Origin of the sequence: Pararhizobium sp. DWP3-4 (genome assembly GCF_049898205.1) — a bacterium.
Lineage (GTDB): Bacteria > Pseudomonadota > Alphaproteobacteria > Rhizobiales > Rhizobiaceae > Pararhizobium.
On the sequence record NZ_JAFCXF010000001.1, the window covers coordinates 248,768 to 266,047 of the forward strand.

The 17,280-nt window shown below is 58.5% G+C and carries 16 protein-coding genes; 13 read left to right on the forward strand and 3 right to left on the reverse strand.

The features are described from left to right. Positions 1–89: 89 nt before the first annotated feature. Complete coding sequence (locus ACP7E6_RS01160) at positions 90–1,037, reverse strand: choline ABC transporter substrate-binding protein (protein ID WP_426227148.1); 948 nt, start codon at positions 1,035–1,037, stop codon at positions 90–92. 244 nt (positions 1,038–1,281) lie between these two features. On the opposite strand from ACP7E6_RS01160, the gene ACP7E6_RS01165 reads away from it, so the two are divergent. The 10 genes from ACP7E6_RS01165 to ACP7E6_RS01210 all read left to right on the forward strand — a co-directional run bounded on the left by ACP7E6_RS01165 (position 1,282) and on the right by ACP7E6_RS01210 (position 11,706). Then, positions 1,282–1,863 carry a thymidine kinase gene (locus ACP7E6_RS01165; RefSeq protein WP_426227150.1) on the forward strand — a complete coding sequence of 194 codons (582 nt, stop codon included), beginning with the start codon at positions 1,282–1,284 and terminating at the stop codon, positions 1,861–1,863. Positions 1,864–1,934: 71 nt separating this feature from the next. After that, positions 1,935–2,324 (forward strand): c-type cytochrome, encoded by a 390-nt coding sequence (locus ACP7E6_RS01170; RefSeq protein ID WP_426227152.1) that lies wholly within the window; start codon positions 1,935–1,937, stop codon positions 2,322–2,324. Positions 2,325–2,491: 167 nt separating this feature from the next. Continuing rightward, the gene (locus ACP7E6_RS01175) at positions 2,492–3,580 is read left to right on the forward strand and encodes a hypothetical protein (RefSeq protein WP_426227153.1); all 1,089 of its coding nucleotides are present in this window, start codon (positions 2,492–2,494) and stop codon (positions 3,578–3,580) included. A 193-nt stretch (positions 3,581–3,773) separates the two neighbouring features. After that, a complete protein-coding gene (locus ACP7E6_RS01180; protein WP_426227155.1) occupies positions 3,774–4,922 on the forward strand; it encodes a hypothetical protein in 1,149 nt (382 codons plus the stop codon). A gap of 3 nt (positions 4,923–4,925) precedes the next feature. Beyond that, complete coding sequence (locus ACP7E6_RS01185; protein ID WP_426227157.1) at positions 4,926–6,836, forward strand: AAA family ATPase; 1,911 nt, start codon at positions 4,926–4,928, stop codon at positions 6,834–6,836. 75 nt (positions 6,837–6,911) lie between these two features. Next, on the forward strand, positions 6,912–7,145 hold the full coding sequence (gene relB, locus ACP7E6_RS01190; protein WP_426227159.1) for a type II toxin-antitoxin system RelB family antitoxin: 234 nt from the start codon (positions 6,912–6,914) through the stop codon (positions 7,143–7,145). Beyond that, the gene (locus ACP7E6_RS01195) at positions 7,129–7,398 is read left to right on the forward strand and encodes a type II toxin-antitoxin system RelE family toxin (RefSeq protein ID WP_426227161.1); all 270 of its coding nucleotides are present in this window, start codon (positions 7,129–7,131) and stop codon (positions 7,396–7,398) included. The genes relB and ACP7E6_RS01195 overlap by 17 nt, the downstream gene beginning before the upstream one ends. 24 nt (positions 7,399–7,422) lie before the next feature. Beyond that, positions 7,423–8,724 carry a DUF6638 family protein gene (locus ACP7E6_RS01200; protein WP_426227163.1) on the forward strand — a complete coding sequence of 434 codons (1,302 nt, stop codon included), beginning with the start codon at positions 7,423–7,425 and terminating at the stop codon, positions 8,722–8,724. Beyond that, entirely contained in the window at positions 8,717–9,844 is a 1,128-nt protein-coding gene (locus ACP7E6_RS01205) for a DUF2333 family protein (RefSeq protein WP_426227165.1), read from the forward strand. Before ACP7E6_RS01200 ends, ACP7E6_RS01205 begins: the two co-directional genes overlap by 8 nt. A 182-nt stretch (positions 9,845–10,026) precedes the next feature. Then, positions 10,027–11,706, forward strand: coding sequence for a formate--tetrahydrofolate ligase (locus ACP7E6_RS01210; protein WP_426227167.1), 1,680 nt, complete (start codon positions 10,027–10,029; stop codon positions 11,704–11,706). A 46-nt stretch (positions 11,707–11,752) separates the two neighbouring features. Here the strand turns inward: ACP7E6_RS01210 and ACP7E6_RS01215 are convergent, their stop codons facing one another. Continuing rightward, positions 11,753–12,262, reverse strand: a complete 510-nt coding sequence (locus ACP7E6_RS01215) for a DUF1993 domain-containing protein (RefSeq protein ID WP_426227169.1) — start codon at positions 12,260–12,262, stop codon at positions 11,753–11,755. 120 nt (positions 12,263–12,382) lie between these two features. After that, on the reverse strand, positions 12,383–13,252 hold the full coding sequence (locus tag ACP7E6_RS01220; protein ID WP_426227170.1) for an extensin family protein: 870 nt from the start codon (positions 13,250–13,252) through the stop codon (positions 12,383–12,385). Between the two features lie 305 nt (positions 13,253–13,557). On the opposite strand from ACP7E6_RS01220, the gene ACP7E6_RS01225 reads away from it, so the two are divergent. The 3 genes from ACP7E6_RS01225 to ACP7E6_RS01235 all read left to right on the forward strand — a co-directional run bounded on the left by ACP7E6_RS01225 (position 13,558) and on the right by ACP7E6_RS01235 (position 17,159). Next, on the forward strand, positions 13,558–15,795 hold the full coding sequence (locus ACP7E6_RS01225) for a TonB-dependent hemoglobin/transferrin/lactoferrin family receptor (RefSeq protein WP_426227172.1): 2,238 nt from the start codon (positions 13,558–13,560) through the stop codon (positions 15,793–15,795). Between the two features lie 88 nt (positions 15,796–15,883). Beyond that, positions 15,884–16,339 carry a MarR family winged helix-turn-helix transcriptional regulator gene (locus tag ACP7E6_RS01230; protein ID WP_426227173.1) on the forward strand — a complete coding sequence of 152 codons (456 nt, stop codon included), beginning with the start codon at positions 15,884–15,886 and terminating at the stop codon, positions 16,337–16,339. A 76-nt stretch (positions 16,340–16,415) separates the two neighbouring features. Beyond that, positions 16,416–17,159, forward strand: coding sequence for an SDR family NAD(P)-dependent oxidoreductase (locus ACP7E6_RS01235; protein ID WP_426227175.1), 744 nt, complete (start codon positions 16,416–16,418; stop codon positions 17,157–17,159). Positions 17,160–17,280 lie beyond the last annotated feature (121 nt).

Sequence of the window (17,280 nt, forward strand, 5' to 3'; positions counted from 1 at the left end):
CGATGATAGGAGCGGAAGCGCGTGACATCTGCCTAAACGTGACATGCGCTTAAAAAAGGCGGGGTTTGAGCCCCGCCTTGATCAGCCGGTCAAAGACCGAGTGCTGTCTTTACGGCAGGCAATCCTTCAGCGCCGTCCTTGGTGGTGACGCCGGCAAGCCAGGGATCGATCGCCGCCGGGTTCGCCTTCAGCCACTCGTTGGCCGCCACTTCCGGGTCCTTGCCGTCGTTCAAGATCTTGCCCATGATCTCGTTTTCCATCGGAAGCGAGAATTTCAGGTTGGTGATCAGCTTGCCGACATTCGGGCACTCCGCCGTGTAACCGGCGCGAACATTGGTGAAGATCGTGGCGCCGCCCAGATTGGGTCCGAAGATGTCGTCGCCGCCGGTGAGGTAGGTCAGCTTGAAATTGGCATTCATCGGATGAGGTTCCCAGCCGAGGAAGATCACCGGCTTGCCGTCCTTTTCAGCGCGGGCGACCTGCGCCAGCATGCCCTGCTCGGAGGATTCGACGACTTCGAAGCCCTTCAGGCTAAACGTGTCCTTGTCGGTCATGTCGATGATCAGGCGGTTGCCGTCGTTACCCGGCTCGATGCCGTAGATCTTGCCTTCGAGCTCATCCTTGTGAGCGGCAATGTCCTTGAAGTCCTTGATGCCGAGTTCGGCACCCTTGGCATTCGTCGCCAGCGTGTACTTGGCGCCTTCCAGGTTCGGGCCGAACGATTCGACCGACTTGTCGTTCAGGAAGGGGCGAACGTCGGCTTCCTGCGTCGGCATCCAATTGCCGAGGAAGACGTCGATGTCCTTGTTCTTTAGGGATTGGTAGGTGACCGGAACGGACAGGACCTTGATGTCCGTCTGATAGCCGAGGCCCTTGAGGATCGAGGAAACGGTCGCGGTGGTTGCGGTGATATCCGTCCAGCCGACATCGGCGAAGCGGACGGTGGCACAGCTTTCAGGCTCGGCAGCATAGGCGGATGTCAGCGCGCCCAGCGATACGGCCGCGGTCAGCATGAATTTCAATGTCAGTCTGGTCATCGTGATTATTCCCCTGCCTTTTGATTTTAGCCAATCACCAAATGTCCGCCAATTCAAGCGCCCTGGTGTTGTCCTGAGTGTATTGGGACATTCGCCGGACACGCCCGCCTAAAGCGACGCGGGATGTCGCATTGCCAAATGTTGTGGCGCTTGCCGACGATTTTCTGTGACTTTCGCGTTCGCGCTCTGGCCTTCCTCGCCCGGTCTGTTCATGAACAACCGACAGCATACAGAAGAGGACGCCATGGCAAAACTGTATTTCAGCTACGCCACGATGAACGCAGGCAAATCGACCATGCTCCTGCAGGCGTCGTACAATTATCGCGAACGCGGCATGCGCACGGTGATCCTGATCGCGGCGTTTGATGACCGGGCCGGCCAGGGCCGGGTGTCCTCGCGCATAGGATTGAGCGAAGACGGTATCGCGTTTACGCATGCCGACGACCTTTATGCCCTGGTCGAGCGGCTGCACGCTGAAGAGGCGATCGCCTGCGTTTTCGTCGATGAAGCTCAGTTCCTCGGTGAAGATCAGGTCTGGCAACTCGCCCGTGTCGCCGACCGGATCGGTATTCCGGTGATGGCCTACGGTTTACGCACGGACTTCCAGGGCAAGCTGTTTCCCGGCTCGATGGCGCTGCTCGCCATTGCCGACGAGATGCGCGAAGTCCGCACCATCTGCCATTGCGGCCGCAAGGCGACCATGGTGGCGCGGATGGATGTGGCCGGCAATATCGTGCGCGAAGGCGCGCAAGTCGAGGTTGGCGGCAACGAGAAATACGTCGTCTATTGCCGCCGTCACTGGGAAGACAAGATGAACGAAGCGTGAGGCAGGCTATCGCCGGTCCGGTGCGTCGTGCCATGATGGCGCCATTGCGTCCGCGTTCCGGGAAGCCATCCATGTCTTTGTCTCTGCGTTTCGTTTCATTCAGCCTTTTCCTCTGTCTCGGGACAAGTCTTGCCCATGCCGCCGGCGACGCTGCGGCGGGCGCACAGGTTTTTAGGAAGTGCGGCGCCTGTCACACGGCGACCGAACCGATGAACCGTGTCGGTCCGAGCCTGCAGGGCGTCATCGGCCGCCCGGTCGCGACGTTTGCGGGTTACACCTATTCAAGCGCGATGACGGCTTTCGGTGAAGATGGCAAAGTCTGGGACGAGGAGCGGCTGTCGGAATATTTGATGGCCCCCAAGGCGATGGTGCCCAGCACCAAGATGTCCTTTCCGGGCCTGAAAAAGCCGCAGGACATCGCAGATGTCCTTGCCTATCTGAAGACAGCGGTGGCCAAATAGCGGCGCATCTGCGGCCTGAGTTATCCCTCGAAGTGACTGGCAGTTTAAAATCCGTGGATTGGCCACTTGTGCTTCATTTTACCGCTCCCATTATATAAGCTGATGTCACGACTGAATAATTTGGCTACGCGGCGCGTCTGCACCGGAGCAACGAGGGGGAAAAACCGATGGCGACACTTCAGAATTTTGAGAGCGAAATCGAGAAAACCCGCGGCATCGTCGAGCAGATGCGCGGCAAGATGAACCAGTCGGCTGTCGTGCTCGACCAGTTCGCCAAATCCGACACGAAACTGGGCGATGCCAATTTTGACATCGAGAATGCCCGTATCCAGGATGTCATCAACCAGCAGAAGGTTATGGAAGGCAATATTGCCGACCTGATCATCGGCCTGGAAGACGCCACCAACGCCTTCGGCTCGGAATTCGAGAGCATGAAGAGCTATACCGGCTACGAAAAATTCATCGGCATCTTTTCCAAGCAGAGCGCCCAGCGCATGCGCACCGACCGCGTCCGCAACATGTCGCTTGCGGGCAATCTGCAGGAACTGCTGTCCAAGTCCGACACCATCGTCGGCATCCTGAAGGAACAGAAGAGCGTTCTCGACCAGCGTTACAAGACGTCCGAGGCAAGCCTTTTGCAGGTGATCGAGCGGCGCAAGGCGACGATTGCCAATCTGCAGGAAACCCAGAAGCGCATCGAGGAACTCAACCCGATGCTGATGGACATCGAAAACAGGATCGCCGCCTCGACCGACCAGATCTCCCGCACCCAGCTTGAAGGCGAGCGCTCGGTGCTGGCAACCGAGTATAACGAGAAGCAGGCCAAGGAACAGGAACTGCTGGCGGAGAGCCAGACATACGAGCGTTACACCTCGATGTTCCAGACCTTCGTCGATTCGCTGAACAACCAGATCGCCGCGCAGAACACGCTGATCAACAAGCTGACCATCGATACCGAGCAGCGCATCGTGCTTTACAAGGCACTTGAGGATTCTTTGAAGACGGCGGCCCAGCAGGATGTTGCCCACAAGATCAACACGCTCGGAAGCCAGGTCGATACGGCGGCCGAAGAAACCATGGCCGGCATCGGCTCTGCTTCGCAGCGCCACATCGGCGATCTCCTGGAAATGCACGAGAAGAACATGCTCTCGACCCAGGACATCCAGCGCCGCAAGAAGCTTGCCGACGATGCCTTTGCACGGCGATTCAAGGATGTCATGGACAAGCATAATACGGCGAATTACGTGAAGTCGTGATGCTCCAGATGCCGTCGTGCACCAAAATGGTTGATATGCTTGGCTATCATAGCCGTAGAGCGGTCCATACCTCCCCCTTGAGGGGGGAGGTCGCGCGGAACGCGCGGGCGGGGGTGATCGTCAGGGGCGCCGCAAGGTCACCCCACCCCGGAGCTTCGCTCCGACCCTCCCCCTCCAGGGGAGGGTGGAAACCATGAACGCCGCATCCGAAGGGGCCGTTGGCCAGTATTTCGCCTCGATCCGGGCCGCACTTGGTGGTTTGGAGATTTTCCTGGGGGATCGCAACTCGCCGCTCTACCGCGATACGGTGGTGGGCGAGGTCGTCATTCCCTACCTGTCGCGGCTGAAGGCATCGTTTTCCTGCTGGGAAAACCGCATCGGCTTTATCGAGCAGTTCCGCATCTCGCGGGCTGAAAGTGGCTTTCCGGTGTTCCAGAATGTGCTGGAGCTGGAAAACGACCGGCAATCGGCGGAAAAGCGGCTTGCCGGAATTCCGGTTGCCGATGCGCTGCGTCAGGAAATGGCCGATTTCATTCTGCGGCAGAAGACATTTCCGGCTGAATTGCAGTCGCGCATGGCCGAACGGCTCTATCTCGAACAGATTGGCAAGGGTGATATTTTTTCGCCCTTCATCATGCCCGAGACCATTCGCGTTGGTGTGAACCCCAAGTCCCAGCGGCCCTATTACGTTGTCTGCTGGGGCGCCTTCGATGGCGCCAGCACCTTGCCGATGGTCTATATGTCTGTCATCGAGGATTCGTCGGAAAAGATCGTCAAGCTTCTGGTGACGCCGGACGGCAAGCTCAATCCCGACACGGATATACCGCTGCCGATCGGCGGGCTGCTCAATCCCGATCTCGCCAGCCGTTTCGACGATTTCGCCCTTAAGAACAGCGCCTATTCGCTGACGCCGGTGACGATCGCCACCAATCTCGACAAGGATTTCGAGGAACTGCATCCCAAGCAGGTGCGGCGTATCGTGCTCGGACCGTTCTATTCGGCCGGGATTACCGAGAACAATGCCAAGATCAACGACATCCTCTCCAAGGTCCGCAAGGCGGAAAACGCCTGGCTGTTGACCTGGACGGTGCAGGAGGTGTTCTCCAAGGCCGAGCGGCCGGCCCAGCGCGGCTTCTTTTCTTCGACACCGGCCTCGGAAGAATTCCATATCGACACCGACAATCTCGAGGCGACCCGCATGGGCGTGAGCTCGTACGAGAAACATGCGCTGGTGCCGCACGACGCCTATCAGGCGCTCTATGCCGCCGGCGACGCAGCAACAATCTTCGGCGATTACAAGGTGCACGTGATTTCCGGAAACCAGGTCATCAGCGAGGTCTAGACAATGTCATTGAACGCGGGCTTGACGACGCTGCACGAAGACGATATCGCCAAGCATCAGGCGGTCGCACAGGGGCTGGTCACCCGGCTGATTATTCTTGAGGCGGATGATCCTTCCGCAGGCACGGCTTTGGCCGGAACCGGGCGCCGCTTTGTCTCCACCGTTTCGACCGGCGGTCAGCGCCGCACGCGTGAAGTGGAGCTGACGAAGACCATTCAATCGATCCGCGCTGCAGATCCGCTGTTTTCGCCAGCCCAGCACGCTCTCCTCTACCGCTCCCGCCGGGGCATTCAGGTGGCGCTGGCGGTTGCCGATGTTTTTGCGCGTCAGACCAGTCTGGAAAGCCTGCAGTCGCGCAATGCGACAGCGCCGCTGTCGGGCGAGGACGCAAGCCAGTTCAAGGCGCTTCTGTCGGCATCGGCTTACATCGCCGCTTTCACCTTCGCGGCCTATATCGGCGCGACACTTGCTGGCGAAGGCGAGCCGGTGGAAGACGGAACGGAGCCGGATTTCCTTTTCGATACGCCGCAAGATGCGCTGAAGGGCATGATCTCGGCGCTCGACAAGACGATTGCCGGTGCCCCCGATGACAGCGCCTTGACCAGCCGCGCCCGCGCTTTTGCCCGGCTTGCCATCGAGGGTTTGATCGGCCGCAAGACACGCTTCACCGGACTTACCAGCTTTGAGAACGTTCATATCCGTCTCGATCAGGACGATTTTACGCTGAACGGTTTCGACGTGGCGCCCGGCGCCAAGCGCAAGCCGTTGGTGATGACCTTCAAGAAGCCGGAAGAGATCATCGGTAACCACATCGCCAAGTATCAGGCGCTGAAGCTGGCCAAGATGCTGATGGCCTATGATTTCGACCGGCAGATGAACCCGTTCGTCGAGCTCGGCGGCTTTCTGTTCACCTTCATCGGCGACGGCATGCCCGGCACCGGCAAGACCATCCTCATCCAGATGCTCGCCGGTCTGCTCAATGATTATTGCGAGATCGCCGGCTACGCCTTCCACTACGAGAATTTCGGCGTCGACCAGATTTCATCCTACCAGGGCAAGTCCGGCCAGAACTGCAAGGCCTTCGTCAATAACGTCATCAATCCGCGCGCCATTGGTTTCGGTACGATCGACGATGTCGATCAGGTCGCGGCCAAGCGCTCCGACGACCGCGCGTCTGCCGGACAGCACGAGGTGACGGCGGTGCTGATGGAGAGCTTTGCCGGTGCCTCGACGGTGATACGCGGCAACTGCACCTTCGGCATGTTCTCCAACTATCCGGAAAATGTCGATGATGCGCTGCGCCAGCGTGCCGGTGCCCGCTGGCTGGTCGATGGGCCGCAGTCGGAAGGGGATTATATCGATATCTTCGCCATGCTGGTCGGCAAGAACCACAAGATCCCGCTGGGAGAACACCAGCTGTTTGCCGGTCAGGAGATCAAAAAAGCCGTTTCGCAATCCTATGCCGAACACTCCCGGCCGAAGGAAGAGGGGCTGCTGGCCGTCTGGGAACGGCACGAGAAGCAAGAGGGCAAGATCGAGACGCTGGCCGATGTCGGCTCCTATCTGCACATGATCAAGGAAGCGGAGCCGCGCTTCACCGGCCGGGCGATCAAGAACATCACCGATGCGGTCAAGATGCGGGCTATGGACGTGGACCTGCCCGACGACTGGTTTGCGACGCCGGAAGCTTTCATGCACAAGGCCTATGACGAAAAGAAAGCCATGATCGAGACCCTGCGCGGGCCGATCACGCTCGATATGGTCATGCAGGAGATCAACCGCTACGCCGACAGCGAGTTCCGCTATACCGACAAATCCGACGATGCGGCCGTGACCGACATCATCCGCCGCGAACGCCAGCGGGAGAAGGCGATCCGCGAGATCGAGGCGATGAAGGCCGATGGGCGGTGGTAATATTACATCTCGACCATGGTCAGTCAAAACCTACAATGCTAAGATGGGATACGCGTATCCCATTGAGGTTGAAAAATGACACGTCAGACAGCAATTCGGCTCCCCGACGAAACTTACGAACGGCTTCAGACTCTCGCTGAACGTACAGGTCGCACCGCGACTTACTATATTCGTGAGGCGATCGAGCAGCATCTTGAGGATCTCGAGGATATCTATCTCGCCGAGCAGGCACTTGGAAAATTAAAGCGGGGCGAGATGGGTACTCAAACACTTGAGGAGGTGGAGCGTAGACTTGGGCTGGACGATTGAACTAACCGATGATGCTGTCCGGCAACTTGAGAAACTGGGGCGACCCGAGGCAAAGCGAATACGCGCATATTTACGCGGCAAAGTCGCTTCTCTCGACAGCCCTCGTCTCATTGGTCGTGGTTTGACGGGAAGTGAATTTGGCCATCTGTGGCGATACCGCGTAGGCGACTACCGTATTGTTTGTGAATTGCGCGACAAGCAACTTGTTGTTCTCGTGGTGGAGGTCGGACATCGAAGCAAGGTTTACAAGTGACCTACCAATGATAAGCGGAACTGCATGAAACTCCTCCTCGAAGCCGAACTGATCTATGGACGCCTGCTCGAGATTTCCGAGCCGCATCTGATTGCGCGTTACAACAAGGCACTGCAGGGTTTTGGCTTGCGCCCGACGGCGCTGCCGTCCTTCCAGATCGACATGACCGGGTTTTCGCCGGAAATCGCCGACGAGCTTGGCGACCGCGACTATCTCGATCCCAACCGCGTCAACCGCCGCTTCATCATCATGACGCCGGATCAGGAAGAACTGCCGGTGGTTCATACCAGCTTTTCCAACACCGCCGGCTTGATGCACGAGTTTTTCGGCGCCAACAGGCGTGCGATCAATGCGGTGACGATCAAGGATGCCCTTTACGGCGAAATCGAAGATTCCGTGTCAGTCGTCAACGATATCGACGACCTTTTGTCGATCAACGAAGTGCGGTTTCGCGTTTTGTCGGCCGAAGACATGCTCGGCAAGGCGGCCGAACTGCGCTCGCTCGTCGATCGGCTGAAGACGGTTCCGACAGCCTGGGCCGACGATGCGCTGCTCAACCGGATGGTCGAGCTGGCAAAAGTCACCGGCGATATCCGCGAGAACGCCTTGGTGCCGGACAAGCTGGTGTTTCGCCATGATGCCTTCTGGGCCAATCATTTCGGTGGCGTCTATGTCTTTCTGGATGAAAAGACCACGACGGTGATCTGCGACCCCTCGGTGCCTGGATTTAGGCGTTCGAGACCTTGGCAGGTCGGCTATATCAGCCTGTCCGACCATCAGCGCATCTATGACTTTCTCGCTTCGACCAACCGGCTGCAATTGCCGCAGGCGTCCTGGGTGCAGGATAGCGGCCTCTATCAGCATCGCGCCGACATGGCCCTGCGCAGTTTGGTCAATCAAGCTGACCCGACGGCGGATATCAATGCGATCGATGCAATCTGGCTGCAAACCTGGATACACCGCAATTCGGCACTGGTGTCCTCGGATGGCACCTATCCGTTCCTGCAGACGATGTTGCGTACAGTTTTGGCGTCGGGCAGCATCAAGATGCAGGATGTTGCTCCGGAAAACCGCTTTCTGCTGGTGCGAGCCGCACCAAATCATCCAGACCAATGGCTCACAAACCGGCTGATCTCGCAACTTTGCCCGAGCGATTTCGTCTCCCGCTTCGTCTTTGACAAGCAGGGGTTTTATGCGGCCTATGAACATTACAGCGAAAAGTTCAGGGAATATGTTGTGGCGACACTGACCAGCACATATCTCAGGGACAAGGTGGCGTTCCGAAAACGCCTTTATGGCCTCAAGGAGGATAATACGAATGCTTGATCCGATCGTTGCGTTTTTTCAGCGTGTGTTTGCAGCGATCGGCCGGGGCATTGGCCTGGTGGTGTCCTGGATACTTTTTCCGTTCATGCTCGTTGCCAACTGGTACAGAGGGCGCGCCTGGATCATCAAGGGCCCGATTGGCCTTGGTCTGCTGCTGCTCGTCGCGCTCTATGGCTATTTCATCTGGCAGACCCAGGTCTGGACCAATTTCGATCCGGACTATCCAAACCGGTATAATCTTGCCGAGCGCAAGAATGACGCCGGCCTGCCTGTCAAGGCCGCTGCCGGCCAGACGGCGCCAGCCAATGCCTGCGAGCGCTCTGCTATCGTCGATGTCACCGCCGATCTCATCGACTACAATGTCAACCAGAATGCCTGGATCTCGTCGATGGTGCTCTACAAGGCCGGTCTGTTCGGCATGGATTGGGACCGTACGCCATGGCTCGACAACAAGGCTTCTTTCCAGCGCGGCGTCAATGAAGCGGTGCGCCGCACGACGGTCGAACTGGTCGATTCACTGGTGCGCATGCGCGGCACGTCGGGCATCAATCCGCAGCTGCAGAGCGTGCGCAGCAAGATGCAATACGAGGAAACCAACTGGTATTTCGGCCTGTCGCCCTTCGGCTTTCTAACGCCGACACCGACGCAATATCGCGCGGCCATGGTAGACCTTCGCTCGTTCAACGATCAATTGGCCACGTGTGCTGCAACATTCGATGCGCGCGCCGACAATTTCCTGGAATTCATGGACCGTGTTTCAAGCTCGATCGGCAGCACGTCGGCGATGCTGCGCGAGCGCTCGGAAAACTACGATGGCGGCTGGTTCGACACGCGTGCGGATGACCGGTTCTGGTTCGCCTACGGCCAGCTCTACGGCTATTATGGTATCCTGTCGGCAACCGGCGCAGACTTTGACGGGGTCATCAACCAGCGCGGCCTGGCGCCGATCTGGAATGAAAGCATCAAGCAGATGCGCGCTGCGCTGCGCATCCAGCCGCTGATCATTTCCAATGGCCAGGAAGATGGCTGGATCATGCCGACGCATCTGGCAACACTCGGCTTCTACGTTCTCAGGGTTCGCTCCAACCTTGTCGAAATGCGTGACATCCTGGCGCGCTGAGCCTTTTTTCCATCATGGAGACGGGAGAACGCTGTTCTTCCGTCTTTTTCTTTGGTTTTTCAGAAAATCATCGAATTTCTAAGTTTCCCGGCGTCATTTCCCAACAAAATGATGGAAAGCGTCTTCGGTTCACGCTCATATGCCCTCAGACCAAGAAAAAGGTGGAACGGGAGAGACACCATATGGCCGACGTGAAGTCCGATATCGAAATTGCCCGCGCAGCGACGAAAAAACCGATCCTCGAGATCGGCGCCAAGCTTGGAATTCCAGCCGAACATCTGCTTCCCTACGGTCATGACAAGGCAAAGATCAGCGCCGAATTCATCGCCCAGCAGAAAGGCCGTCCAGACGGAAGGCTGATCCTGGTGACGGCGATCAATCCGACGCCGGCCGGCGAGGGCAAGACGACCACCACGGTCGGCCTTGGCGACGGGCTGAACCGCATCGGCAAGAAGGCGGTGGTCTGCATCCGCGAGGCGTCGCTCGGACCCTGTTTCGGTGTCAAAGGGGGGGCAGCCGGCGGCGGTTATGCGCAGGTCGTGCCGATGGAAGACATCAACCTGCATTTCACCGGCGATTTCCACGCCATCACCTCTGCCCACAATCTCCTGTCGGCGCTGATCGACAATCACATCTATTGGGGCAACGAGCAGAATATCGACATCCGCCGTGTCGCCTGGCGCCGGGTGATGGACATGAACGACCGTGGCCTTCGCCATATCGTCGGTTCGCTCGGCGGCGTTGCCAACGGCTTTCCGCGGGAAACCGGGTTTGACATCACCGTCGCTTCGGAAGTGATGGCGATCCTGTGTCTCGCCACCGATCTGAAGGATCTGGAAAAACGCCTCGGCGACATCATCATCGCCTACCGGCGCGACAAGACGCCGGTGTTCGCCCGCGACATCAAGGCGGATGGGGCGATGACCGTGCTGCTCAAGGATGCGATGCAGCCGAATATCGTCCAGACGCTGGAGAACAACCCTGCCTTCGTGCATGGCGGCCCGTTCGCCAACATTGCCCATGGCTGCAATTCGGTGGTGGCGACGACGACGGCGCTGAAACTTGCCGATTACGTCGTCACCGAAGCCGGCTTCGGCGCCGATCTCGGGGCGGAAAAATTCTTCGACATCAAGTGCCGCAAGGCGGGGCTGAAGCCGGATGCGGCGGTGCTGGTAGCGACAGCCCGGGCGATGAAAATGAATGGCGGTGTCAAGAAGGAGGATCTTGGCCAGGAGAATGTCGAGGCGGTCAAGAAGGGCTGCTCCAATCTCGGCCGCCATATCCAGAACGTCAAGAAATTCGGCGTACCCGTGGTGGTGGCGATCAACCATTTCACGCTGGATACGGAAGCCGAGATCAAGGCGATCAAGGATTACGTCGCCACGCTCGGCACTGAAGCGATCCTGTGCAAGCATTGGGCGGAAGGCTCCGCCGGTATTGAGGATCTTGCCCGCAAGGTCGTCGCGCTGGCGGAGAACGGCCGCTCGCAGTTCTCGCCGCTGTACCCCGATGATATGCCGCTGTTTAAGAAGATCGAGACGATCGCCAAGGACATCTATCACGCCGACGCCGTCATCGCCGACAAGTCGGTGCGCGAGCAGTTGCACACATGGGAAAAGCAGGGCTACGGCCACCTGCCGATCTGCATGGCCAAGACCCAGTATTCGTTTTCGACCGACCCGAACCTGCGCGGTGCCCCGACCGGCCACACCGTGCCGGTGCGCGAGGTCCGGCTATCGGCCGGCGCCGGCTTCATCGTCGTCATCACCGGCGAGATCATGACCATGCCGGGTCTGCCGCGGGTGCCGTCGTCTGAGAAGATCTTCCTCAACGCGGACGGGTTTATCGAGGGGCTTTTCTAGCGGGATATCCGCAGGATTGTCGAGATCCTGCGGGCGTTCCGGACCCTTAGCCGTAGGGGCCGAGGAAGTCGATCTTGCCAACGGCCACGCCTTGGTTGCGCAGGATGTCGTGTGCCGTTGTGACGTGGAAGAAGAAATTCGGCAGGGCAAATTTCAGCACATAGTCATCGCCGGCAAAGGTGAAACTCAGCTTGCCGAAGGTGATGGTAATCTCCCTGGTATCGCTGTCGTCCAGATCGGATGGCTTGACCGTCTCCAGATAGGCGATCGTCTTGGCGATACGTTCGCGCAGGTCGGCAAACGTCTTTTCATCATCGGGAAAACTGGGTGCAGCGACGCCCGTCAGCCGGCCGATGGTATTTTTCGACGTATCGCTGACCCGCTGGATCTGGGCGGACAGGGGCAGCATATCCGGGGCGAGCCGGGCGTTGAACAGGTCGTCAAGCGGGATTTTTTTCTGCGCGGCGTGAGATTCTGCCTTGTCGAGCAGACCGGCGAGCACGTTGAGGCCGCGAATAAAGACGGGAACCGACAGTTTGAACATGGAGACGGGCATGGAAAAATCCTTTGAGCGGAAGCCGTGAGTGGCCCGGATGTCCTGAGCAGATGGGACGTGGCCGAGCCTGGGGCAAGATGCTGCAGATAGTTTTCTGCGGCCATGTCGTCATCAGAGTCGCTATCGGCAGTAACGGTACCCACCCTTGCGCTCGATCACGTCGAAATGCAGATGGTTTTCGTGGGCTTCGTCGCTGCCGGGATCGAGCACGGTTTCGAAATACAGGCAGCCGGTCGCCGTTACGGCACGCTGGAAAGCCCCGGCCAATGTCGAATCCTCGTCGCGCGGCTGGATCTCGATCGATTTTCCGTTCTTGAAGGTGAAGGAAGCGATGTCGATGGCGTTGCCGCGCGCGTGTTCGGAAATCTTTCCGGTCTTGGCGTTGTTGCGCAGGCGGCAGATATAGCTGGATGCCTGGTTGATGGTGGTGAGCTCTCCCTCGCTTTCGAGCGCAACCTTGGCTGCGGGCAGAACCGCATCCTTGGTCCATCGCGCCAGTTCCAACGCCGTTTCGCACCGCATCTTGCCCTCTGGCTTCAAGGCGATCCCTGGAAGTACGATCGACAGCGTCAACGGTTTGTCGATGCCGCAACCCTTGCCGTCGTCGATCCGCGGCTCTTCCTTGAAGATGGCGCCGATGGCTTTCAGGTCGGCAAGGCAAGCTGAATGTTCGTTCTCGTCTTCGGGCTCGATGGTCAGCACGGGCTCTGGTTCCGGCGCCGGTTGAACCGTCGCGGGCTTTGGGTCCACAGGGTTTTCCTCACCGGCTGGCGCCTTCTCGTCTTTCTTTGCTTGCGGCTTTTCCTCCGGTTTGACCGCTGGTATTACCTCGGGTTTCACGTCTGGTTTTTCCTGCGGGGTTGCAACCTTCGCATCCTGGTCGGGTTCAGCCGTGACCGGCTTGCTCTCCGGAACGGGAGCGTTTTCAGGAAGGCCGGCGCCCGCCAAAAGGAGGATCGACAGGAGGGAGGCGAGGAATCGAAGAGGCATGGATGGTCTCCGGTTCTGCCGGAGGCGGCAGGGGTTCGAATTCACAACGCATTTGAACAGGAAAGGGTTGCATTTAAAGCCGCAGGGTGCCGGATCGTTGCCAATTCGAAACACTTGCGGTGAGGAAGTCATAATCTGACAAAAGTAAGACAATTATTTGTTGACAATAAGGGTCATGTTTTTTAACCGATGCATATAAGCAGTCTTCGCGGCTGCTCCCAAATGCTTCAAAGCCAGTACCCAGCCAGCCCGTTGAGCAGAATGCCTCATTAGCCAGCCCGGTGACATTATCAAAGGATTGATCCATGATTACCCGGCATCACTGCGCGGCTCTTTTGGCATGCGTGGCGTTTTCTTCCGCTCTTCTTCCGGCACATATTTCCTTCGCGCAAGACGCAGTTGCCACGACGGCTGCCGAGACGGACGCGGGCACGACCACGCTGAAAAAGATCGTGGTCAAGGGTCCCCGTAGCACGACGACAGCGCCGGTGGGCAGTATCGCAGACACGCCTTTGGCGACCGAAATCGATGAAAAGACCATTGAGGAGAAGCAGGTTACGGACCTGGATGATCTCGGCCGCAGCGTCGATCCGGGTATCAATGCCTCGCGCGCCGATGCCGGTATCAACCTGCGCGGTCTTTCCGGCCCGCGCATTGTGACGGTGATTGACGGCATCCCAATTCCTTATCTCTCCAACAGCGCACGCCAGGGCGCCTTCGCGACCATCAACGCCAACGGCGGCGGCGATACATTTGATTTCTCATCTCTGTCAGCGCTCGACGTGGTCCGTGGCGCGGATTCGAGCCGGGGTGGTTCGGGCATGCTGGGTGGCGCCATTGTGCTGCGGACACTGGAGCCTGAAGACCTTATCGGCGAAGACCGCGATTGGGGTGGGATCGTCAAGTCTGTCTACGACAGCGAAGACGAAAGCCTTTCCGGTTCTATTGCCGGAGCGAAGAAGTTCGGCAACACTTCGGTTCTGTTCCAGGGCGGTTATCGCAAGGGCCATGAGCGTGACAACCGGGGAACTGTCGATAGCTACGGCAATACCCGTACCGAACCAAATCCGGCCGATTTCGATCAGAGCAACTTGCTTTTCAAGGTACGTCAGCAACTCGAAGGCGGCCACCGCATCGGCCTGACGGCAGAAAATTTCCGGCGTGATGCTGATTTCGATCAGAGGACGGAGCAGGGGGCTCCCCGTGCGTATGCCATCGGTAACTACAACAGTTTTGAAGACCGTTCGCGCAAGCGCGTTTCGCTTGATTATGATTACGAGGCATTGTCATCCGACGAAGCCTTCCGCGTTGCGCGTGCTACGCTTTACTGGCAGGAGCTGGAGCGGTCGTCCGGCTCGAATGGCCGCACGACGGCGAATGTGGCCTACGGCCGCGACAATTCGATCAGCAACAAGACCTTTGGCTTCAGCGGCAGTGCTACCAAAGAGTTCGAATATGGCGGTTTCGATCATTCCGTGACCGTTGGTCTGGATGCGGCCCGTTCCAAATGGAACCAGTATACCTGGGCCCTGTGCACGACGACTTGCCCGTCTTTGAACAATCAGTCTGAAATCCCGAATGTGACCAGCACAACTGTCGGTGCTACCATCGAGGATCGTATTTCGATGGGCGAGAGCGCCTTCGCGCTTACACCTGGGCTGCGCTTCGACTGGTTCGACTATGATGCGTCGGCTGGTGGTGGCTTCCAAAACAACTCTGGCGCTGTTTTATTCGGTGCGCCGAAGGATCGTGATGGAGCGCGTATCTCACCGAAGCTGCTCGCCACATATGATGTGACACCTGAAGTCGAGCTGTTCGCCCAATGGTCGATGGCCTACCGTGCTCCGACCGTCGACGAGCTCTACGCCCGCTTCTACAACCCCGGTGGCCGCTATGCCCAGCTTGGAAACCCCAACCTGAAGCCGGAAACCGGCAACGGGATCGAGATCGGTACAAACTTCGAAACCGGTGGTCTGACAGGGCGCGTTGCTGCATTCCACAACACCTACGATAACTTCATCGAAACCGTCACGACCACCAATCCTTCGACGGGGATCATGGAGTTTAAATACACGAATGTGAGCAGCGTCAGAATCTCCGGCATTGAAGCCAGTGCGGTGAAAACCTTCGACAACGGCTTCAACATTCACGGTTCGCTGGCCTATGCCTATGGCAAGAATGAAGACACAAACCAGCGTCAGCGTTCGGTCGCACCTTTCAAGGCGATCATCGGTGCTGGCTACAGCCAGGATACGTTCGGGGTCGATCTTTCGATGACGGCCTCTTCCGCGATGCCGGATGACCGAGTTGCCTCGACCTTCGACGCGCCGGGCTATGGTGTCGTCGATTTCACAGGATGGTGGACGCCGGAGGAAGTTTCTGGCCTTCGTGTTCAGGCTGGTGTCTACAACATCTTCGACAAAAAGTACTTCAACGCACTGGGTGTCCGCGATGTCAATCTGGCATCCGCAGCCTCGCAGCCGCGCGATTTCTATTCCGAGCCGGGCCGGACCTTCAAGGTCTCGTTGACGCAGCGTTTCTAACTTCAGGTTCAAGCCAAAACGTACATCCCGGAAGCGGCCCATCCAGGCCGCTTCCTTTTTCGTGGCTGGTCCGATTGACAAAGTGCATATGCACATATATCTTGGAACGATGAAGCCGCAATCCTCCATCACCACCTGCAACTGCTTTGCCATTCGCCAGGCTGCGCGCTTCGTGTCGCAGCTTTACGAGCGGCATTATGCGCGGGCAGGGATCACGGCGGCGCAGTTTTCGTTGCTGGTCTATATCGCCGAGGCGGGAAAGGCTGGCATGGCTGATATCGCCGAAGCGATGGTGATGGATCGCACGACATTGGTGCGGGCGCTGAAGCCGCTGGAGCGCGACGGTTATGTGGCCAGCGAACCGGAAGGCAAAGGATCGCGCAAGCTGTTGCTGACGCTTTCCGTCAACGGACAACGGAAGCTTTTGGAAGCCGTCGAATGCTGGCACGCGGCGCAGGCAGAATATGTGGAGCTTGTCGGAGCCGAGCGCGCCGACGAGCTACGCCAGATGCTGCTGACCATCCCGTCCGGCAAGGCCGCCTGACGAGTAAAAGCCGGATCTGTTTCCGGCTTTTTAACGAGCAATATTGTGCATATGCACTTGTAGAAGGAAGAAAACGATGTCCCAGAAAATCGAAAATGCCGTTGCTCTCGTCACCGGTGCCAATCGTGGCATCGGCCGCGAATTCGTCACTGAGCTGCTCCGCCGTGGCGCCAAGAAAATCTATCTCGGCGCCCGCAATCCGGCCTCGCTCATAGATCTCGTCGCGCTTGATCCCACGCGCCTGGCGCCGCTCAAGCTCGACGTGACCAATGCTGCCGATGTCGTTGATGCCGCCAAGATTGCAACCGATCTCACCCTGTTGATCAACAATGCCGGTTTTGCTGGCGGGCAGGGGGTTATCTCCGCTCCCGATCTTTCAATCGCCCGGCAGGAAATGGACGTCAACTATTTCGGCGTGCTGACGCTGTCGAAGGCGTTCGCGCCGATCCTCGCCAAGGCTTCTCAGAGCAGCATCGTCAATGTCCTGTCCTTCCTGTCGCTGGTAACGTTGCCATCGGCCGGCACCTATTCGGCGTCGAAGGCCGCAGGTCTTGCCGCCAGCCGCTCGATCCGGGCGGAACTGCTCGCCCAAGGCACGCAGGTTGTCGTCACCATGCCGGTGCAGGTCGAGACCGACATGGGCCGCAGCCTGCCGGAACCGCGCCTGCAGCCGCTGGATGTCGTCAGCGAAACGCTCGATGCGGTCGAGGCCGGCGTAGAGGAGGTTTTCCCGGGCGAACTGACCCGCACCGTCGCCACAGCCTTCGCGGCCGACCCGAAGGGCGTACAGGCGCATATGTCCACCCGGCTACCGGCATAATATGCAAAAGGGCGCGGCGGAAATCGCGGCTCCATTTTTCCGCGCACGCCCGCTTGCACAATCCTCTCTCTCACGCTAACAATTCCGCCATGACACAGGCACGCAACATTGCAATCTGGTG

Coding starts and splice junctions, on each gene's coding strand:
- ACP7E6_RS01160 (WP_426227148.1), bottom strand. CDS start 1,037: ATGACCAGACTGACATTGAAATTCATGCTGACCGCGGCCGTATCGCTG.
- ACP7E6_RS01165 (WP_426227150.1), top strand. CDS start 1,282: ATGGCAAAACTGTATTTCAGCTACGCCACGATGAACGCAGGCAAATCG.
- ACP7E6_RS01170 (WP_426227152.1), top strand. CDS start 1,935: ATGTCTTTGTCTCTGCGTTTCGTTTCATTCAGCCTTTTCCTCTGTCTC.
- ACP7E6_RS01175 (WP_426227153.1), top strand. CDS start 2,492: ATGGCGACACTTCAGAATTTTGAGAGCGAAATCGAGAAAACCCGCGGC.
- ACP7E6_RS01180 (WP_426227155.1), top strand. CDS start 3,774: ATGAACGCCGCATCCGAAGGGGCCGTTGGCCAGTATTTCGCCTCGATC.
- ACP7E6_RS01185 (WP_426227157.1), top strand. CDS start 4,926: ATGTCATTGAACGCGGGCTTGACGACGCTGCACGAAGACGATATCGCC.
- relB (WP_426227159.1), top strand. CDS start 6,912: ATGACACGTCAGACAGCAATTCGGCTCCCCGACGAAACTTACGAACGG.
- ACP7E6_RS01200 (WP_426227163.1), top strand. CDS start 7,423: ATGAAACTCCTCCTCGAAGCCGAACTGATCTATGGACGCCTGCTCGAG.
- ACP7E6_RS01205 (WP_426227165.1), top strand. CDS start 8,717: ATGCTTGATCCGATCGTTGCGTTTTTTCAGCGTGTGTTTGCAGCGATC.
- ACP7E6_RS01210 (WP_426227167.1), top strand. CDS start 10,027: ATGGCCGACGTGAAGTCCGATATCGAAATTGCCCGCGCAGCGACGAAA.
- ACP7E6_RS01215 (WP_426227169.1), bottom strand. CDS start 12,262: ATGCCCGTCTCCATGTTCAAACTGTCGGTTCCCGTCTTTATTCGCGGC.
- ACP7E6_RS01220 (WP_426227170.1), bottom strand. CDS start 13,252: ATGCCTCTTCGATTCCTCGCCTCCCTCCTGTCGATCCTCCTTTTGGCG.
- ACP7E6_RS01225 (WP_426227172.1), top strand. CDS start 13,558: ATGATTACCCGGCATCACTGCGCGGCTCTTTTGGCATGCGTGGCGTTT.
- ACP7E6_RS01230 (WP_426227173.1), top strand. CDS start 15,884: ATGCACATATATCTTGGAACGATGAAGCCGCAATCCTCCATCACCACC.
- ACP7E6_RS01235 (WP_426227175.1), top strand. CDS start 16,416: ATGTCCCAGAAAATCGAAAATGCCGTTGCTCTCGTCACCGGTGCCAAT.